This is a genomic window from Micromonospora sp. NPDC049529, from assembly GCF_055586685.1.
In genome coordinates this window covers 1-18,118 of the sequence record NZ_JBVJHT010000037.1, presented here as the reverse complement: position 1 = coordinate 18,118, position 18,118 = coordinate 1, and the positions used below count along the sequence as shown (strand labels likewise).

At 72.8% G+C, this 18,118-nt stretch carries 19 protein-coding genes and 1 pseudogene; 10 read left to right on the top strand and 10 right to left on the bottom strand.

The window, feature by feature from the left end; all coding sequences use genetic code 11:
- Positions 1–32: 32 nt before the first annotated feature.
- The 4 genes from ACZ6QQ_RS36485 (at position 33) to ACZ6QQ_RS36470 (ending at position 3,976) form a co-directional block, all read left to right on the top strand.
- On the top strand, positions 33–1,241 hold the full coding sequence (locus tag ACZ6QQ_RS36485) for a hypothetical protein (protein WP_465882586.1): 1,209 nt from the start codon (positions 33–35) through the stop codon (positions 1,239–1,241).
- Between the two features lie 98 nt (positions 1,242–1,339).
- Positions 1,340–2,236, top strand: coding sequence for a PHP domain-containing protein (locus ACZ6QQ_RS36480; RefSeq protein ID WP_465882602.1), 897 nt, complete (start codon positions 1,340–1,342; stop codon positions 2,234–2,236).
- A 102-nt stretch (positions 2,237–2,338) separates the two neighbouring features.
- Positions 2,339–2,953 (top strand): MarC family protein, encoded by a 615-nt coding sequence (locus ACZ6QQ_RS36475; RefSeq protein WP_465882584.1) that lies wholly within the window; start codon positions 2,339–2,341, stop codon positions 2,951–2,953.
- Between the two features lie 168 nt (positions 2,954–3,121).
- Positions 3,122–3,976 (top strand): RecB family exonuclease, encoded by an 855-nt coding sequence (locus ACZ6QQ_RS36470; protein ID WP_465882601.1) that lies wholly within the window; start codon positions 3,122–3,124, stop codon positions 3,974–3,976.
- Here ACZ6QQ_RS36470 and ACZ6QQ_RS36465 read toward each other — a convergent pair.
- Positions 3,973–4,857, bottom strand: coding sequence for an oxygenase MpaB family protein (locus ACZ6QQ_RS36465; protein WP_465882583.1), 885 nt, complete (start codon positions 4,855–4,857; stop codon positions 3,973–3,975). The two genes, ACZ6QQ_RS36470 and ACZ6QQ_RS36465, sit on opposite strands and share 4 nt — an antisense overlap.
- Positions 4,858–4,899: 42 nt before the next feature.
- The gene (locus ACZ6QQ_RS36460; protein WP_465882582.1) at positions 4,900–5,325 is read right to left on the bottom strand and encodes a Fur family transcriptional regulator; all 426 of its coding nucleotides are present in this window, start codon (positions 5,323–5,325) and stop codon (positions 4,900–4,902) included.
- Positions 5,326–5,532: 207 nt separating this feature from the next.
- On the opposite strand from ACZ6QQ_RS36460, the gene ACZ6QQ_RS36455 reads away from it, so the two are divergent.
- Positions 5,533–6,009, top strand: a complete 477-nt coding sequence (locus ACZ6QQ_RS36455; RefSeq protein WP_465882580.1) for a DUF2231 domain-containing protein — start codon at positions 5,533–5,535, stop codon at positions 6,007–6,009.
- A 45-nt stretch (positions 6,010–6,054) separates the two neighbouring features.
- Here the strand turns inward: ACZ6QQ_RS36455 and ACZ6QQ_RS36450 are convergent, their stop codons facing one another.
- Complete coding sequence (locus tag ACZ6QQ_RS36450) at positions 6,055–6,363, bottom strand: translation initiation factor 2 (RefSeq protein WP_465882579.1); 309 nt, start codon at positions 6,361–6,363, stop codon at positions 6,055–6,057.
- A gap of 300 nt (positions 6,364–6,663) precedes the next feature.
- On the opposite strand from ACZ6QQ_RS36450, the gene ACZ6QQ_RS36445 reads away from it, so the two are divergent.
- Positions 6,664–6,852 carry a hypothetical protein gene (locus ACZ6QQ_RS36445; RefSeq protein WP_465882578.1) on the top strand — a complete coding sequence of 63 codons (189 nt, stop codon included), beginning with the start codon at positions 6,664–6,666 and terminating at the stop codon, positions 6,850–6,852.
- Positions 6,853–6,893: 41 nt separating this feature from the next.
- Here the strand turns inward: ACZ6QQ_RS36445 and ACZ6QQ_RS36440 are convergent, their stop codons facing one another.
- The 4 genes from ACZ6QQ_RS36440 to ACZ6QQ_RS36425 all read right to left on the bottom strand — a co-directional run bounded on the left by ACZ6QQ_RS36440 (position 6,894) and on the right by ACZ6QQ_RS36425 (position 11,451).
- On the bottom strand, positions 6,894–9,284 hold the full coding sequence (locus ACZ6QQ_RS36440; protein WP_465882576.1) for an ATP-binding cassette domain-containing protein: 2,391 nt from the start codon (positions 9,282–9,284) through the stop codon (positions 6,894–6,896).
- A 350-nt stretch (positions 9,285–9,634) separates the two neighbouring features.
- Positions 9,635–10,045, bottom strand: a complete 411-nt coding sequence (locus tag ACZ6QQ_RS36435; protein ID WP_465882575.1) for a VOC family protein — start codon at positions 10,043–10,045, stop codon at positions 9,635–9,637.
- 10 nt (positions 10,046–10,055) lie between these two features.
- The gene (locus tag ACZ6QQ_RS36430; protein WP_465882573.1) at positions 10,056–10,499 is read right to left on the bottom strand and encodes a helix-turn-helix transcriptional regulator; all 444 of its coding nucleotides are present in this window, start codon (positions 10,497–10,499) and stop codon (positions 10,056–10,058) included.
- Between the two features lie 58 nt (positions 10,500–10,557).
- Positions 10,558–11,451, bottom strand: coding sequence for a LysR family transcriptional regulator (locus tag ACZ6QQ_RS36425; protein WP_465882571.1), 894 nt, complete (start codon positions 11,449–11,451; stop codon positions 10,558–10,560).
- Between the two features lie 106 nt (positions 11,452–11,557).
- On the opposite strand from ACZ6QQ_RS36425, the gene ACZ6QQ_RS36420 reads away from it, so the two are divergent.
- Positions 11,558–12,523, top strand: coding sequence for an oxidoreductase (locus tag ACZ6QQ_RS36420; RefSeq protein ID WP_465882570.1), 966 nt, complete (start codon positions 11,558–11,560; stop codon positions 12,521–12,523).
- Here the strand turns inward: ACZ6QQ_RS36420 and ACZ6QQ_RS36415 are convergent.
- The 3 genes from ACZ6QQ_RS36415 to ACZ6QQ_RS36405 form a co-directional block, all read right to left on the bottom strand.
- Positions 12,507–13,091: a flagellar biosynthesis protein FlgA gene (locus ACZ6QQ_RS36415; RefSeq protein ID WP_465882569.1), complete on the bottom strand. Its 585-nt coding sequence runs from the start codon at positions 13,089–13,091 to the stop codon at positions 12,507–12,509. The two genes, ACZ6QQ_RS36420 and ACZ6QQ_RS36415, sit on opposite strands and share 17 nt — an antisense overlap.
- A gap of 155 nt (positions 13,092–13,246) precedes the next feature.
- Positions 13,247–13,663 (bottom strand): FmdB family zinc ribbon protein, encoded by a 417-nt coding sequence (locus tag ACZ6QQ_RS36410; RefSeq protein WP_465882568.1) that lies wholly within the window; start codon positions 13,661–13,663, stop codon positions 13,247–13,249.
- 119 nt (positions 13,664–13,782) lie between these two features.
- The gene (locus ACZ6QQ_RS36405; RefSeq protein WP_465882566.1) at positions 13,783–14,472 is read right to left on the bottom strand and encodes a 5-formyltetrahydrofolate cyclo-ligase; all 690 of its coding nucleotides are present in this window, start codon (positions 14,470–14,472) and stop codon (positions 13,783–13,785) included.
- An 84-nt stretch (positions 14,473–14,556) separates the two neighbouring features.
- Between ACZ6QQ_RS36405 and ACZ6QQ_RS36400 the strand changes: the two genes are divergently transcribed.
- From ACZ6QQ_RS36400 to ACZ6QQ_RS36390, 3 genes and pseudogenes are all read left to right on the top strand, one after another.
- Positions 14,557–16,752 carry a GGDEF domain-containing protein gene (locus tag ACZ6QQ_RS36400; protein WP_465882565.1) on the top strand — a complete coding sequence of 732 codons (2,196 nt, stop codon included), beginning with the start codon at positions 14,557–14,559 and terminating at the stop codon, positions 16,750–16,752.
- 9 nt (positions 16,753–16,761) lie between these two features.
- Positions 16,762–17,724 carry a UTP--glucose-1-phosphate uridylyltransferase gene (locus tag ACZ6QQ_RS36395; RefSeq protein ID WP_465882563.1) on the top strand — a complete coding sequence of 321 codons (963 nt, stop codon included), beginning with the start codon at positions 16,762–16,764 and terminating at the stop codon, positions 17,722–17,724.
- A pseudogene (locus ACZ6QQ_RS36390) lies at positions 17,721–17,978 on the top strand (molybdopterin molybdotransferase MoeA); the annotation flags it as partial. The gene ACZ6QQ_RS36395 and the pseudogene ACZ6QQ_RS36390, both read left to right, overlap by 4 nt.
- Positions 17,979–18,118 lie beyond the last annotated feature (140 nt).

The window sequence follows — 18,118 nt, the reverse complement described above, 5'->3', positions numbered from 1 at the left end:
ACCCGCGGTCCAGGCCGGGGCGTTCAAGCTGTGTGACCACTGGCAGGCTGGAACAGGTGCTGCGAGAGTGCCTGGCCGAGCGGGCCGGCACCGCACCCGGAGCCGTCGACCCACCACCGGTGGCCGCGTACCGCCACCGGGTTCGTGCCGACGAACTGGCTGCGGCCGTACGGCGGCGGGTCCGGCGGCGGCGTAGCGCCACGGCTGCCGTGAGCGTGGCGCTGGTCGGCGTGCTGGCCGGGGTCGGCGCGCTGCCGATCCGGGACCCGTCGGGACCCGACCGGCCCGGTGACCCGACCCTGCCGGTCGACGTCGTGGTGCCGGCCGGTCTCCGTACGGCCGGCGGCGAACTGGTCGACCTCGCCGCGGTCGGGCCGGTGGCGCAGGCGAGCCGGACCCCCGGCGGCTGGCTGGTGGTGGGTGCACTGCCGCCCGGCAAAACCACCCTCTGGTACGTCCCCGGCGCCGGCCCGCCGTCGCCGCTGCTGGCCGGGGTGGCGGCGGTGACGGTGGCGCCGGACGGGCGGCGGGTCGCCTGGCGGGACGGCGAACAGGTTCTCGTCGCCCCGGTCGACCGGGGTCGGCTCGGTCCTGTCCGGCGTACCGACGCACCGGACCGGGTCGCGCCGGCCGGCTTCGCCGGTGCCGCGGTGCTGCTCCGGGACGCCGGCCCGGACGAGCGGTACGACCTGTGGTGGCCGGACCGGGGCGGGTACGAGGTCTCCGGGCGGGATCCGGCGGTCACCGTCTACGGCACGCTGCCGGAGGGCCGTACCGTGGTCGGACAGCTGCCGGCGGTGGACGGCGAGCGGCCCTGTCTGGCCCTGCTCGACGCGGCCCGGCAACTCGCCAGGACCAGGGTGACCTGCGCGCTGCCGCTCGTCCCCGGCGGCCGGGGCACGGTCTCCCCGGACGGTCGCTGGCTGGTCGCCAACGGGGTGTCCACGGACTGGTTCGGCGACACCGCCGGGGCCGGGAACGCGCCGGCCGAACTGGCCCTGGTGATCGACCTGACCACCGCCTTCGGAGCGGCGCCGGTGGTCCGGGCGGCCGGGCCGAGACTGGCCGGACCGGTGGCCTGGACCACCGGCGGGCTGCTGCTGCACGCCGGGGAACATGGCCGTCTGCTCCGGGTGTCCCCGGACCGGGCGCCGGGCCCGGACCCGATGGTCGACCGGCTGCCGGTGCCGGAAACCGGGACGAACGACCGGCTGCTGGTGGTGAGCGGCGCCAGCGCGTGACGCCGGTCACCGGATCGGCCGACCGATCGGAGGCCGGCGGGTGCCGGCTCGGCCGGCCGAGCCCGGACGTCCGGCCTGCCGGTAGCCTGGTACCAGTGATTTCGTCCGCACCGAAACCCCTGCCCACGCCCGGTCCGGACGCCCGGATCGACCTGCACGTCCATTCGACCGCCAGCGACGGCACACTCACCCCGGCCGAGCTGATGCGCGCCGCGTCCCGCGCCGGCCTCGACACGGTGGCCATCACCGACCACGACACCACCATCGGCTGGGCACCGGCGGTCGCCGCGCTACCGCCGGGGCTGAGCCTCGTACGCGGAGCCGAACTCTCCTGCCGCTGGTACGGCACCGAGCCGTCGATCGCCCTGCATCTGCTCGCCTACCTCTTCGATCCGACGTCCCCGGAACTCGTCGCCGAGCTGATCCGGATTCGGGCCGCCCGCGAGGTCCGCGCCGAGCGGATCGTCGACTCGCTGCGGGCCGACGGGATCAACGTGGACTGGGCCGACATCCAGGCTCGGGCGGCCGGCGGCACGGTCGGCCGGCCGCACATCGCGCAGGCACTGATCCGGGCCGGTCTGGTCCGCAGCACCAGCGAGGCGTTCGAACCGAGGTGGCTCGGCTGGCGCTACGCGGCTCCGAAGGACGATCTCGACGTCTTCCGGGCGATCCGGCTCGTCCGCGAGGCGGGCGGAGTGACGGTCTTCGCCCACCCCCGGGCCACCCGGCGCGGCGAGGTGGTGCCGGACTCGTTGATCGTCGAGCTGGCCGCCGCCGGACTCTTCGGGCTGGAGGCCGACCACGAGGACCACTCGCCGGCCGAGCAGGCGCACGTACGGCGGCTCGCGGCCGAACTCGGGCTGGTGGTGACGGGTTCGTCGGACTTCCACGGCGAGCACAAGACGGTCCGGCTGGGCGCGTTCACCACATCGGTGCCGGCGTACGAGCGGATCGTGGCGGCGGCGTCCGGCGTACCCGTGGTTGCTTCGTCCTGATCGGCGGCCCGCCGGCTGGTTCGTCCTGATCAGTGGCGATGACTGCGGTGGCCTCGCGCACATCGACGTGGGATAACGCGGCCGGCCAACTACCGTGTCCGCGTGGATCTCAAGCTCTTCGTGGAGGTGTTCGTCACCCTGCTGGTCATCATGGACCCGCCGGGGATGGTGCCGATCTTCCTCGCCCTGACCGGCCCGCTCGCCGCCCGCGAACGGAACCGGGCGGCGCGGCAGGCGGTGACGCTCGCCCTCGGGGTGATCGTGATCTTCGCGGTCGCCGGCCAGACGATCCTCGACTACCTGCACGTGTCCCTGCCCGCCCTCCAGGGCGCGGGCGGACTGCTGCTGGTCCTGGTCGCACTCGAACTGCTGACCGGCAAGGCCGACGACCCCGGCCAGCAGACCACCTCCAACATCGCGCTGGTGCCGCTGGGAACCCCGCTGCTCGCCGGGCCGGGCGCGATCGTCGCGACCATGCTCTTCGTCCAGGGCGCCGACGGCTTCTCCGACCAACTCGCCATCGCGGTCGGCATCGTCGCGGTGATGGTCGCGGTCTGGCTCACCCTGCGCTTCTCCGGCGGCATCGTCCGGGTGCTGAGGCCCAGCGGCATCGAGGTGCTCACCCGGATCGCGGGTCTGCTGCTCGCCGCCATCGCGGTCCAGCTCATCGCCGACGCGGTCGGCGCCTTCGTCAAGGTCTTCCAGCAGACGTCCTGACCGCCGCGCCGGGTGGTCCGGGGACGGGACGACGCGCGTGCCGAGCGGGCATCGACCGGACTGTCGGTGGCGGGTGGCAGGATCGGCTCCGTGCGCAGACCAACCTCCCCCGGTAAACGGACCCCACGCCCGCGCGGCAACGAGCCGGAGCAGTTGGGCTTCGAAGGAATGCCGGAGCGGCTCTTCGTCTGCACACCGAGCAAGCTCGGCAGCTACACCGACTGCCCCCGCCGCTACCGCTACTCGTACCTCGACCGGCCCACACCGGTCAAGGGACCGCCGTGGGCGCACAACTCGCTCGGTTCGAGCGTGCACACCACCCTGCGCAACTGGTATGCCCTGCCCGAGGCGAAACGCCGACCGGAGGCGCTGCCGGTGCTACTCAAGGGCACCTGGGTCAGCGAAGGGTACCGCGACGACGAGCAGGAACGGACCGCGTACCGCCGGGCCCTGCAATGGCTCGAATCCTATGTGGACACCCTGGAGCCGGGTGTCGACCCGCTCGGGGTGGAACGGGTGGTCGCGGTCAAGACCTCGGTGCTGGCGTTCAACGGCCGGGCCGACCGGATCGACGCCCGCACCGGCGCCGACGGCCCGGAACTGGCGATAGTCGACTACAAGACCGGACGTACGGGCCTCGACGTCGACGACGCGCGCGGCTCGCAGGCCCTCGCCCTCTACGCGTACGCGGCCGAGCGGGTGTTCCGCCGCCCGTGCCGCCGGGTCGAACTGCACCACCTGCCCAGCGGGACTATCGCCGCGTACGACCACACCCCGGAGTCGCTCGCCCGTCAGGTGAGCCGGGCCGAGGACACCGCCCGCGACATCATGGCCGCCGAACGGGCGATCACCGACGGCGCCGACCCGGACGAGGCGTTCCCGGTCGCCCCGGGGCCCGGATGCGCCTGGTGCGACTTCCGGCGTTCCTGCCCCGGTGGGGCGGGCGCACCGGCCAAGGACCCGTGGGCGGCCGTCGAGCGCACCCTGCTCCCGGTCACGCCGGCCGGACCGGGCGACAACTAGGTCCCGCGACGGCTCAGTCGGGCGGCCCGCGCCTGCGCCGCCTGGTAGATCGGTCCCTCGATGTACCGGCGCGGAATCGCGTTCAACGCCAGCCGCAGCGTCCGGGCACTGAGTTCGGCCGACCGGTCCGTGGTCGGCAGACCGAGACCGCCGTAGAGCCGCCGGGCCCAGGACGGCAGCAGGCCGAACGCGATGCCGGCGAGCCCGAAGTAGGCAAACCGGGGCGGACCCAGGCTGAGCCCCAACCGGGCCGGCCGACTCAGCTTCCAGGGAATCGGCGGCACGGTGAGGAAGAACGCCGTCTCGGCGGCGTCCCGGGTCATCCGCAGCTCGGGCCGAATCCGGCGGTAGTAGTCGGCGACGGCGGCAGCCGTACCGGGCACGGTGTCCGGGTCGAGGCCGACCAGGGCGGCGGCCCGCCGCTGCTCGGCGTAGTAGGTGTCGGTCTCGGCGTCGGACAACCGCAGCCCGGCCCGCCGAGCGGTACTGAGGAACGACTCCACCTCGGCCACGTGCACCCAACGCAGCAGGTCCGGGGCATCGATCCGGAACTCCTCCCCGGTCTCGGGGTCCCGGGCCCGCATCCGAGCGTGCAGGGCGGTCAGCCGCCGCCCGGCTGCCTCCGCCTCGGCCGTGGTGCCGTAGATCGTGGTGCCGACGTAGCGGGAGGTGCGAACCAGCCGACCCCACGGGTCGGACTTGAAACTGCTGTTCTGGGCCACTCCGGCGACCGCCAGCGGGTGCAGCGCCTGGAGGTAGAGGGAGCGGAGTCCGGCGACGAGCAGGATCGGCTCCCGGTGCACCTTCCAGGTGACCGAGCCGGGACCGAACAGCCCGAGGTCGTCATCCGGCTCCGGAATGCTGCCCAACTCCGGGGTCATCAGCCAAGAGTGCCACCACCTGCGGGGCTTACCCGTCGAGTCCTACTGGTCGGTGCTCCGATGCTGCTGGCAATTCGGGCATAGACCCCAGAAAGTCACTTCGGCCTCGTCGACATCGAAGCCGCCGGCGTCGTCCGGGTCGAGGCAGGGGGCCGAGCCGCGTACGCAGTCGACATCGCCGACCACACCGCAACTCCGACAGACGACATGGTGGTGGTTGTCACCGGCCCGCGCCTCGTACAGCGCGGGACTGCCGGCCGGCTCGATCCGACGGGACAGGCCGGCCCGCGACAGCGCGCCGAGGACGTCGTAGACCGCCTGGGTGGATACCGAGTCGAGACGCTGGCGGACCTGTCGCAGGATCTCGTCGACCTCCAGGTGGCCGCCACCGGCGAGCACCTCAAGCACGGCGAGGCGCGGTCGGGTGACCCGCAGGCCCCTCGACCGGAGCATCTCCTCGCCCGTCATATCGCAATAACAGCACGGGTGTACGGGGCCAGCAAGCCTGCGCCTCGCACGGTGGTCTGCGGCACAGCGTCCGGCCCTGGTCGGCGGCGAGTTGGGAACCGGGGTGAACCGTACCGGCTCTGGCTTCGTGTACGACTGTTGAGGGAAGCGTTCCCGATCTATACGTACCGTTGCTCGCGGTGTGGTCGGCCGCTGGAGGGGGTTGTCGTGTTCCTGGAAATCATGGGCCTTCCCGTACATCCGTTGGTCGTGCACGCGGCGGTGGTCTTCGTGCCGCTGCTGGTGCTGCTGGCGATCGGGTACGGGATCCTGCCCCGGTTCCGCGCCAGGATCGGTTGGGCGGTGGCCTTCCTGGCCGTGGCCGCACCGGCAGCCGCGCTGTTCGCGAAGCTCTCCGGCGAGGAGTTGCTGGAGGCGCTGACCGCCAAGGGCTACCCGCCGCCGATCCTCGCCCAACTCGCCGAACACCAGGAGTACGGCGACCTGCTTTTCTGGTTCGTCCTCGGGCTGGGCATCGTCTCCGGGCTGCTGCTCTACGTCACCGGCGGTCGGGGCGCCAACCTGCCCGGCTGGCTGGCGCCGGTGGTCACCGGTCTGGTGATCGTGCTGGGCGTGCTCAGCGCCGTCTACGTCTACCTGACCGGCGACTCGGGTGCCCAGGTGGTCTGGAACGGGGTCCTCTAGCCCGCGCCCACCGACCGCGCGTGACCCCGGCCCGGAATACCGGTCTCAGAACAGCAGGCGGGAGCAGAGCAGACACATCACCACGAGCAGGATCGCCCCGGTGATCAGCCCGACGCCGTACGTCAGCGTCCGCGCGCTCGCCTCCTGCGCCTCCAGCGCGGGTACGTCCTGGGCCGGCAGCGGGCGCGGCGGCGCCGGTTGTACGTGTACCGGCGGTCGCCACCCCGGCGGCGGTACGGGGCTCTGCGGCGGACCGGGATACCCGTTCGACCCGGCTGCCACCGGCTGGCCGGGACTGGCGTTCGCTCCGGGGGTCAGGGGCGGGCCGGGATAGCTGTTCGTCACCGGTGCCATCGGCGGTGGTCCGTATGCGGTGCCCGGCGGCGGCCCGACGTACGCCGGCGGAGGCGGAGGCGCCGGTGCCGGCGGGGACGACGTGACGTCGCGGTGCGCTTCCGGGGCCGGGGCGGTGCCGGGGAGGTCTGCCGGAGGTGTGTCGGGCGAGCCTGTCGCGGGCTCGACCGGCCGCCGCCAGAAGCTGTCGTCGATGGGATCGTCGCTGGGGGAGGTCACGGCATTCGACGCTACCCGAGCGATCGAGATACGCCCCGGCGCACGCCGGGCCGGGCGTCGCGGGTGGGTACGCTACTGAGCGTGAGAAGCGTGGACGAGCCCCGGCCGGCCGGCGCGGGCCTGGACGGCGAGCGTACGGTCGATTTTTCCGACGACAACTTCGTGGTGATTCCGGAACAGTCGGTCGACGACACCGACCGGGGCTGGGGCGAACGATCGAGCTCCAACGACGAGCGGCTGCTCGCCGACCGCCCGCCGCACTGGGACTAGGACGGGTCGGACCGAGCAGCCGCTGTCCGGGAGAGCCTCGGTCAGGCGCCGACGTACGCCGCTAGGTGTTCGCCGGTGAGGGTGGAGCGGGCGCCGACGAGGTCGGCGGGGGTGCCCTCGAAGACGATCCGCCCGCCGTCGTGACCGGCGCCGGGGCCGAGGTCGATGATCCAGTCGGCGTGCGCCATGACCGCCTGGTGGTGCTCGATGACGATGACCGACTTGCCGGAGTCGACGAGCCGGTCGAGCAGGCCGAGCAGTTGCTCGACGTCGGCGAGGTGCAGGCCGGTGGTCGGCTCGTCGAGGATGTAGACGCCGCCCTTCTCGGCCATCTGGGTGGCGAGCTTGAGCCGCTGCCGCTCGCCGCCGGAGAGCGTGGTGAGCGGCTGGCCGAGGCTGAGATAGCCGAGCCCGACGTCGGCGAGCCGGTCGAGAACGGCGTGCGCGGCCGGCGTACGGGCGTCGCCGACGCGGAAGAACTCCTCCGCCTCGGTCACCGACATCGCGAGCACCTCGCTGATGTCCCGGCCGCCGAGGTGGTACTCCAGCACCGACGCCTGGAACCGCTTCCCCTCGCACTCCTCGCAGACGGTGGCGACGCCGGCCATCATCGCCAGGTCGGTGTAGATGACACCGGCGCCGTTGCAGGTGGGGCAGGCGCCCTCGGAGTTGGCGCTGAACAGCGCCGGCTTCACGCCGTTCGCCTTCGCGAACGCCTTGCGGATCGGATCGAGCAGCCCGGTGTACGTCGCCGGGTTGCTCCGCCGCGAGCCCCGGATCGCGCCCTGGTCGATCGAGACCACCCCGGCACCGGCGGGGATCGAACCGTGCACCAGCGAACTCTTGCCGGATCCGGCGACGCCGGTGATGACGACAAGCACGCCGAGCGGGATGTCGACGTCGACGTCGCGCAGGTTGTGTGACGTCGCGCCGCGGATCTCCAGCGCCCCGGTGGGCTTGCGCAGCGTCTTCTTGAGCACGGCCCGGTCATCCAGGTGACGGCCGGTGAGGGTGCCGCTGGCCCGCAGCCCCTCGACGGTGCCCTCGAAGCAGACCGAGCCGCCGGCCGTGCCGGCGCCGGGGCCGAGGTCGACCACGTGGTCGGCGATCGCGATCGTCTCCGGCTTGTGCTCCACGACGAGCACCGTGTTGCCCTTGTCGCGCAGCCGTAGCAGCAGGTTGTTCATCCGTTGGATGTCGTGGGGGTGCAGGCCGGTGGTGGGCTCGTCGAAGACGTACGTGACGTCGGTGAGCGAGGAACCGAGGTGGCGGATCATCTTGACCCGCTGCGCCTCACCACCGGACAGGGTGCCCGACGGACGGTCGAGCGAGAGGTAGCCCAGCCCGATCTCGACGAACGAGTTGAGGGTGTGGTGCAGCGTGGCCAGCAGCGGCGCCACCGACGGCTCGTCGAGGCCACGGACCCATCCGGCCAGGTCGCTGATCTGCATCGCGCACGCGTCGGCGATGCTGATCCCGCCGATCCGGGACGACCGGGCCCCCTCGCTGAGCCGGGTCCCGTCGCAGTCGGGGCAGGTGGTGAAGGTGACCGCCCGGTCCACGAACGCCCGGATGTGCGGCTGCATCGCCTCCCGGTCCTTGGCGAGGAACGAACTGCGCACCCGGGGGATCAGTCCCTCGTAGGTGAGGTTGACCCCGTTGACCTTCACCTTGACCGGCTCGTGGTGGAGGAAGTCGTGCAGCTCGGTCTCGGTGAAGTCGCGGATCGGCTTGTCCGGGTCGAAGAAACCCGACCCGCTGATGATCCGCACCATCCAGCCGTCCCCGGTGTAGCCGGGGACGGTGATCGCCCCCTCGGAGATCGACTTGGAGCTGTCGTAGAGCTGGGTGAGGTCGATGTCGGAGACCGTGCCCCGGCCCTCGCAGCGCGGACACATGCCGCCGGTACGGGTGTAGGTCTGCTTCACGGCCTTGCTGCCGGCACCGCGTTCGACCGTGATCGCACCGGTCGCCCGGACCGACGGGACGTTGAAGGAGTACGCGTTCGGCGAGCCGATGTGCGGCTGTCCGAGCCGGCTGAAGAGGATGCGCAGCATCGCGTTGGCGTCGGTGGCGGTGCCGACGGTGGAGCGGGGATCGGCACCCATCCGCTGCTGGTCGACGATGATCGCGGTGGTCAGCCCTTCGAGTACGTCAACCTCGGGCCGACCCAACGTCGGCATGAAGCCCTGCACGAAGGCGCTGTACGTCTCGTTGATCATCCGCTGCGACTCCGCGGCGATCGTGCCGAACACCAACGAGCTCTTGCCCGAGCCGGAGACACCGGTGAACACCGTCAACCGGCGCTTCGGCAGCTCGACGTTGACGTCCTTGAGGTTGTTCTCGCGTGCGCCGTACACGCGGATCAGGTCGTGGTTGTCGGCGATGTGCGACGCAGCCGACTGCGCGTCCGTCCTCGTGGCCATGCTCATCGTGTCTCCATCTGTCACGCGGGCCCGCCTTCGCGGTTCTTCGGCAGCGTCGCCCGGCTCGATCCGACCAGCTTCGAGCGGTACGCCGGTTCCTCTCCGTCGGCGCGATCGCGGCAACGGTCGGCTGTTCACAGGGGTGGTGCGACCCCGTTCGCCCGGCCGAGGCGTCGAGAATACCCATCCTGGGGACCCCGGCCTCGCCTTCGATCATCGAACCGGCGCGGACGTGGTGCGAGGACGGTTGCCGGCGTGGTCGGCGCCGGTGGCCACCGGGCGGCTGCCACCGGCACCGGACGCGGGCTCCTCCACGCCGCCGTCCGTGCAGGTCACGGCCGTGATCGTCGGACGGCTCAGCGCAGTTGCTGGATCCGGAGCAGGTTGCCGGCAGGATCGCGGAAGGCGCAGTCGCGGACGCCGTACGGCTGCTCGGTCGGCTCCTGGACGACCTCGGCGCCGCCGGCCACCAGCTTCGCGAAGGTGCCGTCGAGATCGGAGGTGGCCAGGTTGGCGCCGAAGTAGCTGCCCTTGGCCATCAGTTCGAGGATGGTACGGCGCTCATCCTCGGTCAGGCCGGGGTTGGCGGTCGGTGGGTGCAGGACGATGGCCGTGTCCGGCTGGTCGGCGGGGCCGACGGTGATCCACCGCATCCCCTCGTACCCGACATCGTTGCGGATCTCGAAGCCGAGCGTGTCGCGGTAGAAGGTCAGCGAGGCGTCCGGGTCGGTGTGCGGCAGAAAGCTTGAGTGAATGGTGATGTTCATGCACGTCAGGCTAGGTCCGGCTCGGGGCCGGCGCTTCTCGATTCCTGATCGGTCTGGTCACCTGTTTCGTCACGCACGACGGCATCCCCGCCGTCGCCCGCGTCGCCCGCTGCCGGTAGGCGCTGGGTGGCACGCCGACCAGCTCGGTGAAGCGGGTGCTGAAGGTGCCCAGTGAGGCACAACCGACCGCGAAACAGACCTCGGTGACACTGAGGTCGCCCCGACGCAGCAGCGCCATCGCACGCTCGATCCGCCGCGTCATCAAGTAGCTGTACGGCGATTCGCCGTACGCGAGCCGGAACTGGCGGCTGAGGTGTCCGGCCGACATGTTCACCCCACGCGCCAGCGCCTCCACGTCCAGCGGCTGCGCGTACTCCCGGTCGATCCGGTCGCGGACACGGCGCAGCTGTGCGAGGTCGCGTAGGTGCTGCTCAGCGGCGGGTCGGCTGCTCACCCGACCGATCGTGCCACGTCGCGACGGGGATGACGACAGCGCCGTAGACCGGCCGGTGTCAGGCGGGTCCGGGGGAGGGCGCGGCCACGAGTTCGCGTACGACCTCGACGAATCCGCGTACCAGCGGTGTCTCGATCCGCCAGGCGAGCGCGATGCGGAGCGGGTCGACGTCGGTCAGCGGGATCCAGACGAGGTCCGGGCGGGCGTAGTAGCGGGACATGCTGGCCGGTGCGAAACAGATCGCCGAGCCCTCGGCGACCACTTCGAGCATCTCCTCGACGTTGTCGTTGACCGGGCCCCACCGTGGCGTCGAGCCGTCGGGTCGGGGGTTCACCGCCCACCAGTCCACCCACTCACGCGGCGCCCGCTCGGTCCACATCAACGGTTCGTCGTTGGTCTCCAGGATCGACACGCCGTCCCGGCCGGCGAGCGGATGGTTCCGGGCGACGGCGACCAGTCGGGCCTCGGTGTGCACCACCTCGACGTGCATTCCGGCCAGGTCGTTGGGGAGCCAGACGAAGGCGACGTCGACCCGGCCGTCGTGCAGGGCGGCCGCCTCCTCGCCCCAGTCGAAGCGTTTGGGCTCGACGGTCGCGTCCGGGTGGCGGCGGGCGAACTCGGCCCGGGACCGGGTGGTCAGCTCGCCCGCGCCGCTCGCCTCGAAACCCACCCGCAGGACGCCGGACTGGCCGCGCCGGTGCCGTTCGGCGGCGGCCGTCACCCGCGTCGCCTGCCGCAGGGTACGGCGGGCCTCGGCGAGCACGTCCCGACCGGCGGCGGTGGCGGTCACCCCGCCGGCGTGCCGGTCGAACAGGCGTACCCCGAGTTCGGTCTCCAGGTTCCGCAGCGCGTACGACAGAGCGGGTTGGCTGACGTAGAGCCGTTGGGCGGCCCGACCCAGGTTTCCGCTCTCGTCGATCGCCACGAGGTAGCGGAGCTGGCGCAGATCCATCCCGCCATCATAAAGCGGCCTTATCGAGCAAGTGATCTTCTGTCTTGGACCGACCCCGTCCAGGCAGGCAAAACTGGGCCCGTTCGCATCGTCGCTGGAGGCCCGGATGTCCATCGAACCCCCGTCCACCCGACCACCGACCGGCCGGGTCTGGTTGATCACCGGCACCGGTTCGGGGTTCGGCCGGTCGATCGCCGAGGCGGCACTGGCCGCGGGCGACACCGTCGTGGCGACCGCCCGTCGCCCGGAGACCCTGGCGGATCTCGTCGCGGCGTACCCGGACCGGGCCAGCGCGCTCGAACTGGACGTCACCGACCCGAACCGGATCGCCGCCGTCGTGGCCCAGGTCGTCCTCTGGCACGGCCGGATCGACGTACTGGTCAACAATGCTGGTCGGGCCCTGATCGGGGCGGTGGAGGAGACCACCGACCGGGAGTTGCGCGACCTGATGGACCTGCACTTCTTCGGCCCGGCCGCGCTCACCCGGGCGGTGCTGCCGCACATGCGCCGCCAGGGGTCGGGCAGCATCGTCCAGCTCAGCAGCATGGGCGGCCGGCTGTCGTTCGCCGGTGTCTCCGCCTACTCGGCGACCAAGTTCGCGCTGGAGGGGCTCTCCGAGGCGCTGGCCGCCGAGGTCGCGCCGTACGGGATCAAGGTGTTGATCGTCGAGCCCGGCGCCTTCCGGACCGGGCTCAACGGCCCCGCCTCCCTGCGCTCGGCCCCGATGGACGCCTACGCCGACACGGTGGGTGTGGTGGCGGCCAACCATCTCGCCGCCGACGGTCGGCAGGCCGGCGACCCGGCCAGGGCCGCGACGGCGATCCTCACCGCGCTCGCCGCCGAGCCGACCCCGCTGCGGCTGGTGCTCGGCAACGACGCGCTCGCCGCCGTCGGCGCCAGCCTCGACCGGGCTCGGGCCGAGTTCGACGCCTGGGAGTCGATCGGGCGCGACGTCGACTTCGACGTTCCGGAAACGACCCCGGAAGGTCCCGCCCCGCTCGGTGCGACGGTAGCTCCGGCTCCGGCGGGACATCGTCCCGCCCCGGTCGGTGTGGTCACTCCCGGACCATGATCGCGAACCGGGTCTCCTCGGGCAGGGCGATCGCGCGGTGCGCCTCGGCCGGCGGCAGGGCCAGGTAGAGGGCACCCGTTCCGTCCGCCGTGGAGTCGGCCGCGAGCACGTCCAGGACCATCGCGCGGGCGGCGACCAGGGCCGGTCCGGTCGGCCGGGCACCGGGGCCGGCGGCGAGCAGGTCCACCCGGGCCCCCGGCCGTACGACGGCGAGGGAGGCCGGCTCGGCCAGCCGGATCGGCACCCCGACCGTGCCCGCCGGCAACGGCAGCCGGGCGCCGGCCGGCAACGCGGAACCTGCCGCCGGTGGGAGAGCTGACGAAGCATCGGCCGCCGACGACGGGTTGCCGGGCAGGTCGGGTGAGCCGGCCGGAGGCGGCCCGTCCGGTCCGGCGGTTGCCCCGGGGCAGGGCGGTTGCGGCTCGCGGGCGTAGAGCGCCCCGGCGGCGAGGGCGAGCAGCAGGGCGGCCAGGGTCAGGCGGAGTGCGGTGCCGGGCCGGGGCAGGGTCGGCCAGCGGGACGGGGAGAGCGACGGGGGTCGCCGTACCGGCCGGGGGTGGGTCGCCATCAGTCTGCCTCCCGTTCGACCCGGTCGCCCCGGTGCGGGCGTACTCCGGTGGGCAGGAGGCTAGGCGTACGGAAACCGGGCGCGTGGGCGCCCGGTTCACCGCTGTGGACAACTCGGCAGGTTGTGGAAAACCCCGGTACGGGGGTGTGGATCTGCTATGCGGCGCTGCCGGACGAGGAGCCGCCGCCGGAGCTGCTCGTGCCCGCCGTCGACTTCGACGCGCCGGTCGACCCGCCGCCGCCCGACCCGTTACCGGAGCCGTTGCTCGACCCGCCGTTGCCGGACGAGGTGGACCCGGACGAGCCCGAACCGGACCCGGTCGAGGAGTCCGACTTGGTCGAGGACTCCGACTTGGCCGGGGTCGAGCTGCCACCGGCGACGGTGTCCGACCCGCTGGCACGGGAGTCGGTGCGGTAGAAGCCCGAGCCCTTGAAGACGATGCCGACCGAGTTGAACACCTTGCGCAGCCGCCCCTCGCAGGCCGGGCACTCGGTCAGCGGCGCGTCGGTGAACGACTGCACCGCCTCAAGCTGGTGGCCGCACGCGGTGCAGGCGTACTGGTACGTGGGCACGGTCTCCTCCGGATCTTGCTTTTCGTTTGGCACTCGTCGTATCCGAGTGCCAATGGTGCGTCATCGGACCCATTTTCGTCCACCTGGAGTGTCCGGCGTGACGCCGGCACCGGAACCCCTCAGCCGGGAGGGATCGGGCGGAACCCGTCGGACGGAGTGATCACGGCGTGGACCGGTCGGTCGTGCGGCTGCGCCGGCACCCGGTCGACCAGTTCGCCGTCGTGCAACAGGGCGACGGTCAACGCGCCCGGCGCGACCCGTGCCAGCGCCCGGTCGTACGAACCGCCGCCCCGGCCGAGCCGGATACCGCGTAGATCCACTGCCAGCGCGGGCACGATCACCAGCGTCGCGGTGCCGACCGCACCGGTACCGAGCCGCTCGCCGGACGGCTCGCGCAGCCCCCGCCCGGCGGCCACCAGCGCCCCGCCGTCCGGCCCCGGGCCCGGGTAGCGGGCCCAGTCCAGGTCCAGATCGGCCCGAAGCACCGGCAGCAGCAGCTCACCACGCTCATCACGGGCGCCGTGACCGAGCGTGCCGAGTTCGAGCGCGGCGAGCAGGTGGTCGGGCAGGTCCGGGCCGCCGGGTTCGGAGCCGACCGGCACGTACGCGGTGATCCGGCGCGGTGCGGTGCGGCGTACCAGGTCGGTCAGCGCGGCCCGGAGCAACCCGGCGGCGGCGGCCCGGTCCGGGGCCGGCAGCGCCCGGCGGCGGGCGAGCAGGACGGCCCGGAGGGCGACCTTCTCCCCGTGTACCTCCCGCTCCCCGTGCGCCTCGTCGGTCACTTCAGCTCCATCCGGAAAATCCGGCACGTAACACTCCTGCGGTAACTCCAGTTGCCTATGTCGGGCTGTCCAGCATCCCAGCAAGGAACGCGGAACTTCCCGGGGGAAAAAGTGACGCTGCGTGGACGGCTGACGACCGCCTTCCTCGCCGTCGTACTCGGCCCGGTCCTGCTCGGCGCGTTCTTCGCCGGTCGGACCGTCGCCGTGGTCAACGACCACCGGTCCCGGGAGCGGCTCGACCTCGCCGCCACCACCGTACGTACCTCGGTCAGTGCCCTCTGCCAGCAGCTCTACGCGGCGGCCGACGCCGTCGCGGTGGCCGGCGAGCCGTCCCTGCGGGCCGACGCCGCCCGGCAGGTGATCGCCCGGGGCCTCGCCGTCGCGGTCATGGTCACCGACCCGGTCGGCGGCACCACCCTGCTCACCCCGGCCGCGCCGGCCCCGCCGTGGGCGGACTGCGCCGGCGGCTACCCGGCCAGCGCCCCGATCCAGGCCCTGGCGGTACGGGTGGAACTGCGCGACCCCGCCGGCGGTGCGATCGGCACGGTCTGGGCGGCCCAACGCCTCGATCCCGGATTCGTCGCCCGGCTCGCGGCGGCCACCGGCACCGCCGTCACCCTCTGCCGGGGCGAGCCGGCGCCCGGCACCGCCATGCAGAGCACCGAGCACAGCGGAAGCCGGGACGCGGTGCTGGTCGCCGCGCGTCGGCTGGCCGGGGACGCGGTCGGCGAGACCGACACCGGCCGGTACGTCCGGCGGGTCGGCCCCTCACCCGGGCAGCCCCTGCCGCTGGTGCTCTCCGTACCACCGAACCCGCCGCAGGCGATCTACGCCATCCTCGCCGGGGCGGTGCTGCTCGCCGGGCTGCTGGCCGTACTGGCGGCCTGGCGGCTGGCGCGCTCGACCACCCGCCCGCTGACCGAGCTGGCATTCGCCGTCGACCGGGTCGCCGACGGGGACCTGACGGCCAGGGTGCCGGTGAACCGGCCGGACGAGATCGGGCGGCTGGCCCGGACGTTCAACCGGATGACCCGGGAGACCCAGTCCTACGTACACGCCCTGACCACCAGCCGGGACCAGCTCCGGGGCCACCTCGCCCTGCTCGGCGACACCCTGGCCAGCACCCACGACCTGCACCGGATCCTCCAGGTCATCCTGCAGACCGCGCTGGTCGCCACCGGGGCCCGGGCCGGTCTGCTGCTCCTACTCGACCCGGACGACGGCACCCTGGTCGGCCAGTGCGCCGAAGGGCTCGACGGTGCACCGGCGGTGGATCCGGCAGCGGTCCGGGTGCGGCTCGGTGCCGGCGTACTCGGTCTGGTCGCCGCCACCGGGGAGCCGCTGCGCGGCCGGATCGACCGGGACGGGCCGCACCGGTCCGGGTACGAGCCGGACTGCCGGACGTACCTGGCGGTGCCTTTCGCCGCGCCCGGCTCGGCCGGCCCGCCGCCGCAGCACCCGGCCGACCCGCTCGTTCCGGCCCCGGCCGCCGCCACCCTCGGCGTACTGGTCCTCTACGACCGGCACGGCTCCGACGACTTCGACGACACCGACCTGGTCACCCTGCGCAGCTTCGCCTGCCACGCGGCGGTGGCGGTGGACAACGTACGGGTGCACGAGGAGGCGCAGCGGCTGTCGCTGACCGACCCGCTGACCGGGCTGTGGAACTACCGCTACCTGAAGGAGTCGGTGCGTCGGGAGGTCGAGCGGGCAAGCCGGTTCGGTCGCACGATCAGCCTGCTGGTGCTGGACCTGGACCGCTTCAAGGAGGTCAACGACACGTACGGGCACGCGGCCGGGGACGTGGTGCTGACCGAGTTCGCCCGCCGGATCCGGGGTGTGATCCGCGAGGTCGACCTCGCGTTCCGGCAGGGCGGCGAGGAGTTCGTCCTGCTGCTGCCGGAGACCGACGCGCGCGGTGCGGTGACCGTGGCCGAGCGGCTCGGCGCGGCGGTCCGGGACACGCCGATCGTGATCCCCCCGTCGCCGGGATCGGTGTCGGTGACGCCCCGCGCGCTCGTCCCGGTCACCGTATCCATCGGCATCGCCGTCTATCCGCAGCACGCCACCACGGCCGCCCGGCTGCTCGACGCGGCCGACGGCGCGTTGTACGCGGCGAAGGGGGGCGGGCGGGACACCCACCGGGTGGCGGCGGCCGGCGACGGCCCGGTGGTGCAGGAGATCCCCGTGCCGGCCGCGGCGGCGACGCCGGACGACGGGCTGCCCCGGGCCGGCGGGCACCCTGGTCCGGGCGGTGGCGGCGCGTCTTCCGGGCCGCACCCGCCGCGCCAGGGCCGTGGCCGATAGTCTCGCGGCATGTCGGAGCACTCAGCGTCCTCAGGAACGACCTCCAACGCGACCCCCGGACGGGCCGTCAAAGCGGTGATCCCCGCCGCCGGTCTCGCCACCCGGTTCCTGCCCGCCACGAAGGCGGTCCCCAAGGAACTGCTGCCGGTGGTCGACCGACCGGTGCTGCAGTACATCATCGAGGAGGCCGCCGCCGCCGGTATCCGCGATGTACTGCTGGTCACCGGCCGGGGCAAGACCTCCATGGTGGATCACTTCGACCGTTCGCCGTCACTGGAGGCGCACCTGGAGAAGAAGGGCGACCTGAAGCGGCTCGAAGCGGTACGCAAGCCCAGCCAGCTGGTCGAGATCTTCACCTCCCGGCAGCACGAGCCGCTCGGGCTCGGCCACGCGGTCGGCTGCGCCGAGTCGCACGTGGGCACCGAGGAGCCGTTCGCGGTGCTGCTCGGTGACGAGTTCGTGGACCTGGCCGAGCCGCTGCTGCCGGCCATGCTCGACCTCCAGGCCCGGACCGACGGCATCGTGCTGGCGTTCATGGAGGTGCCGCCGGAGGACACCAAGCGGTACGGCATCGCCTCGGTCGCCCCGGCCGAGCCGGAGCTGACCGACCTCGGCGAGGTGGTCCGGGTGACCGGCCTGGTGGAGAAGCCGGCGCCGGAGGACGCGCCGAGCAACCTCGCCGTACTCGGCCGGTACATCCTGCCGGGCAAGATCTTCGAGGCGATCCGGCGTACCGGGCCGGGCAGCGGCGGCGAGATCCAGCTCACCGACGCGATGGCGACGCTGCTGAACGAGGGCACTCCCGTACACGCCATCGTCTACCGGGGCACCCGGTTCGACACCGGCATGCCGCTGGGCTACCTCCAGGCGGTGGTCCAACTCGCCAGCCAGCGCGACGACCTGGGCGGGGAGTTCCGGCAGTGGCTGGCCGACTTCGTCAACTCGGAGGCGTTCGGCGGGCGCAATACATGACAGCCACGGCCGATGCCGAGGCGGCCGCTAACGAGCTGACGCCGCTCGCCGACTACCTGGGCAGCACGCTGCGCAGGCTGCGAGCGCTGCCTCCGCTCGACCTCGACCTCACCCAGGCGTACGGGAACGTCCTCGCCGAGGACGTTCTCGCGCCGCATCCGTACCCGGCGTTCGACCAGGCCGCGATCGACGGGTACGCGGCCCGCTGGGAGGACCTCGGCGGGGGGGGGGGGGGGGGGGGGGGGGGGGGGAGGGGGGGGCGGCGGGGGGGGGGGGGGGGGGGGGGGGGTTTTGGGGGGGGGGGGGGGGGGGGGGGGGGGGCAAATGGAAAGAAAGGAAAAAAACGCCGTGGCGGAGCCCGGGTGGGGGTGCCCTCCTAAGCCGCCTCGCGGGC

Coding starts and splice junctions, on each gene's coding strand:
- ACZ6QQ_RS36470 (WP_465882601.1), top strand. CDS start 3,122: ATGCCGGAGCGGCTCTTCGTCTGCACACCGAGCAAGCTCGGCAGCTAC.
- ACZ6QQ_RS36465 (WP_465882583.1), bottom strand. CDS start 4,857: ATGACCCCGGAGTTGGGCAGCATTCCGGAGCCGGATGACGACCTCGGG.
- ACZ6QQ_RS36460 (WP_465882582.1), bottom strand. CDS start 5,325: ATGACGGGCGAGGAGATGCTCCGGTCGAGGGGCCTGCGGGTCACCCGA.
- ACZ6QQ_RS36450 (WP_465882579.1), bottom strand. CDS start 6,363: ATGGCACCGGTGACGAACAGCTATCCCGGCCCGCCCCTGACCCCCGGA.
- ACZ6QQ_RS36440 (WP_465882576.1), bottom strand. CDS start 9,284: ATGAGCATGGCCACGAGGACGGACGCGCAGTCGGCTGCGTCGCACATC.
- ACZ6QQ_RS36435 (WP_465882575.1), bottom strand. CDS start 10,045: ATGAACATCACCATTCACTCAAGCTTTCTGCCGCACACCGACCCGGAC.
- ACZ6QQ_RS36425 (WP_465882571.1), bottom strand. CDS start 11,451: ATGGATCTGCGCCAGCTCCGCTACCTCGTGGCGATCGACGAGAGCGGA.
- ACZ6QQ_RS36420 (WP_465882570.1), top strand. CDS start 11,558: ATGTCCATCGAACCCCCGTCCACCCGACCACCGACCGGCCGGGTCTGG.
- ACZ6QQ_RS36415 (WP_465882569.1), bottom strand. CDS start 13,091: ATGGCGACCCACCCCCGGCCGGTACGGCGACCCCCGTCGCTCTCCCCG.
- ACZ6QQ_RS36395 (WP_465882563.1), top strand. CDS start 16,762: ATGTCGGAGCACTCAGCGTCCTCAGGAACGACCTCCAACGCGACCCCC.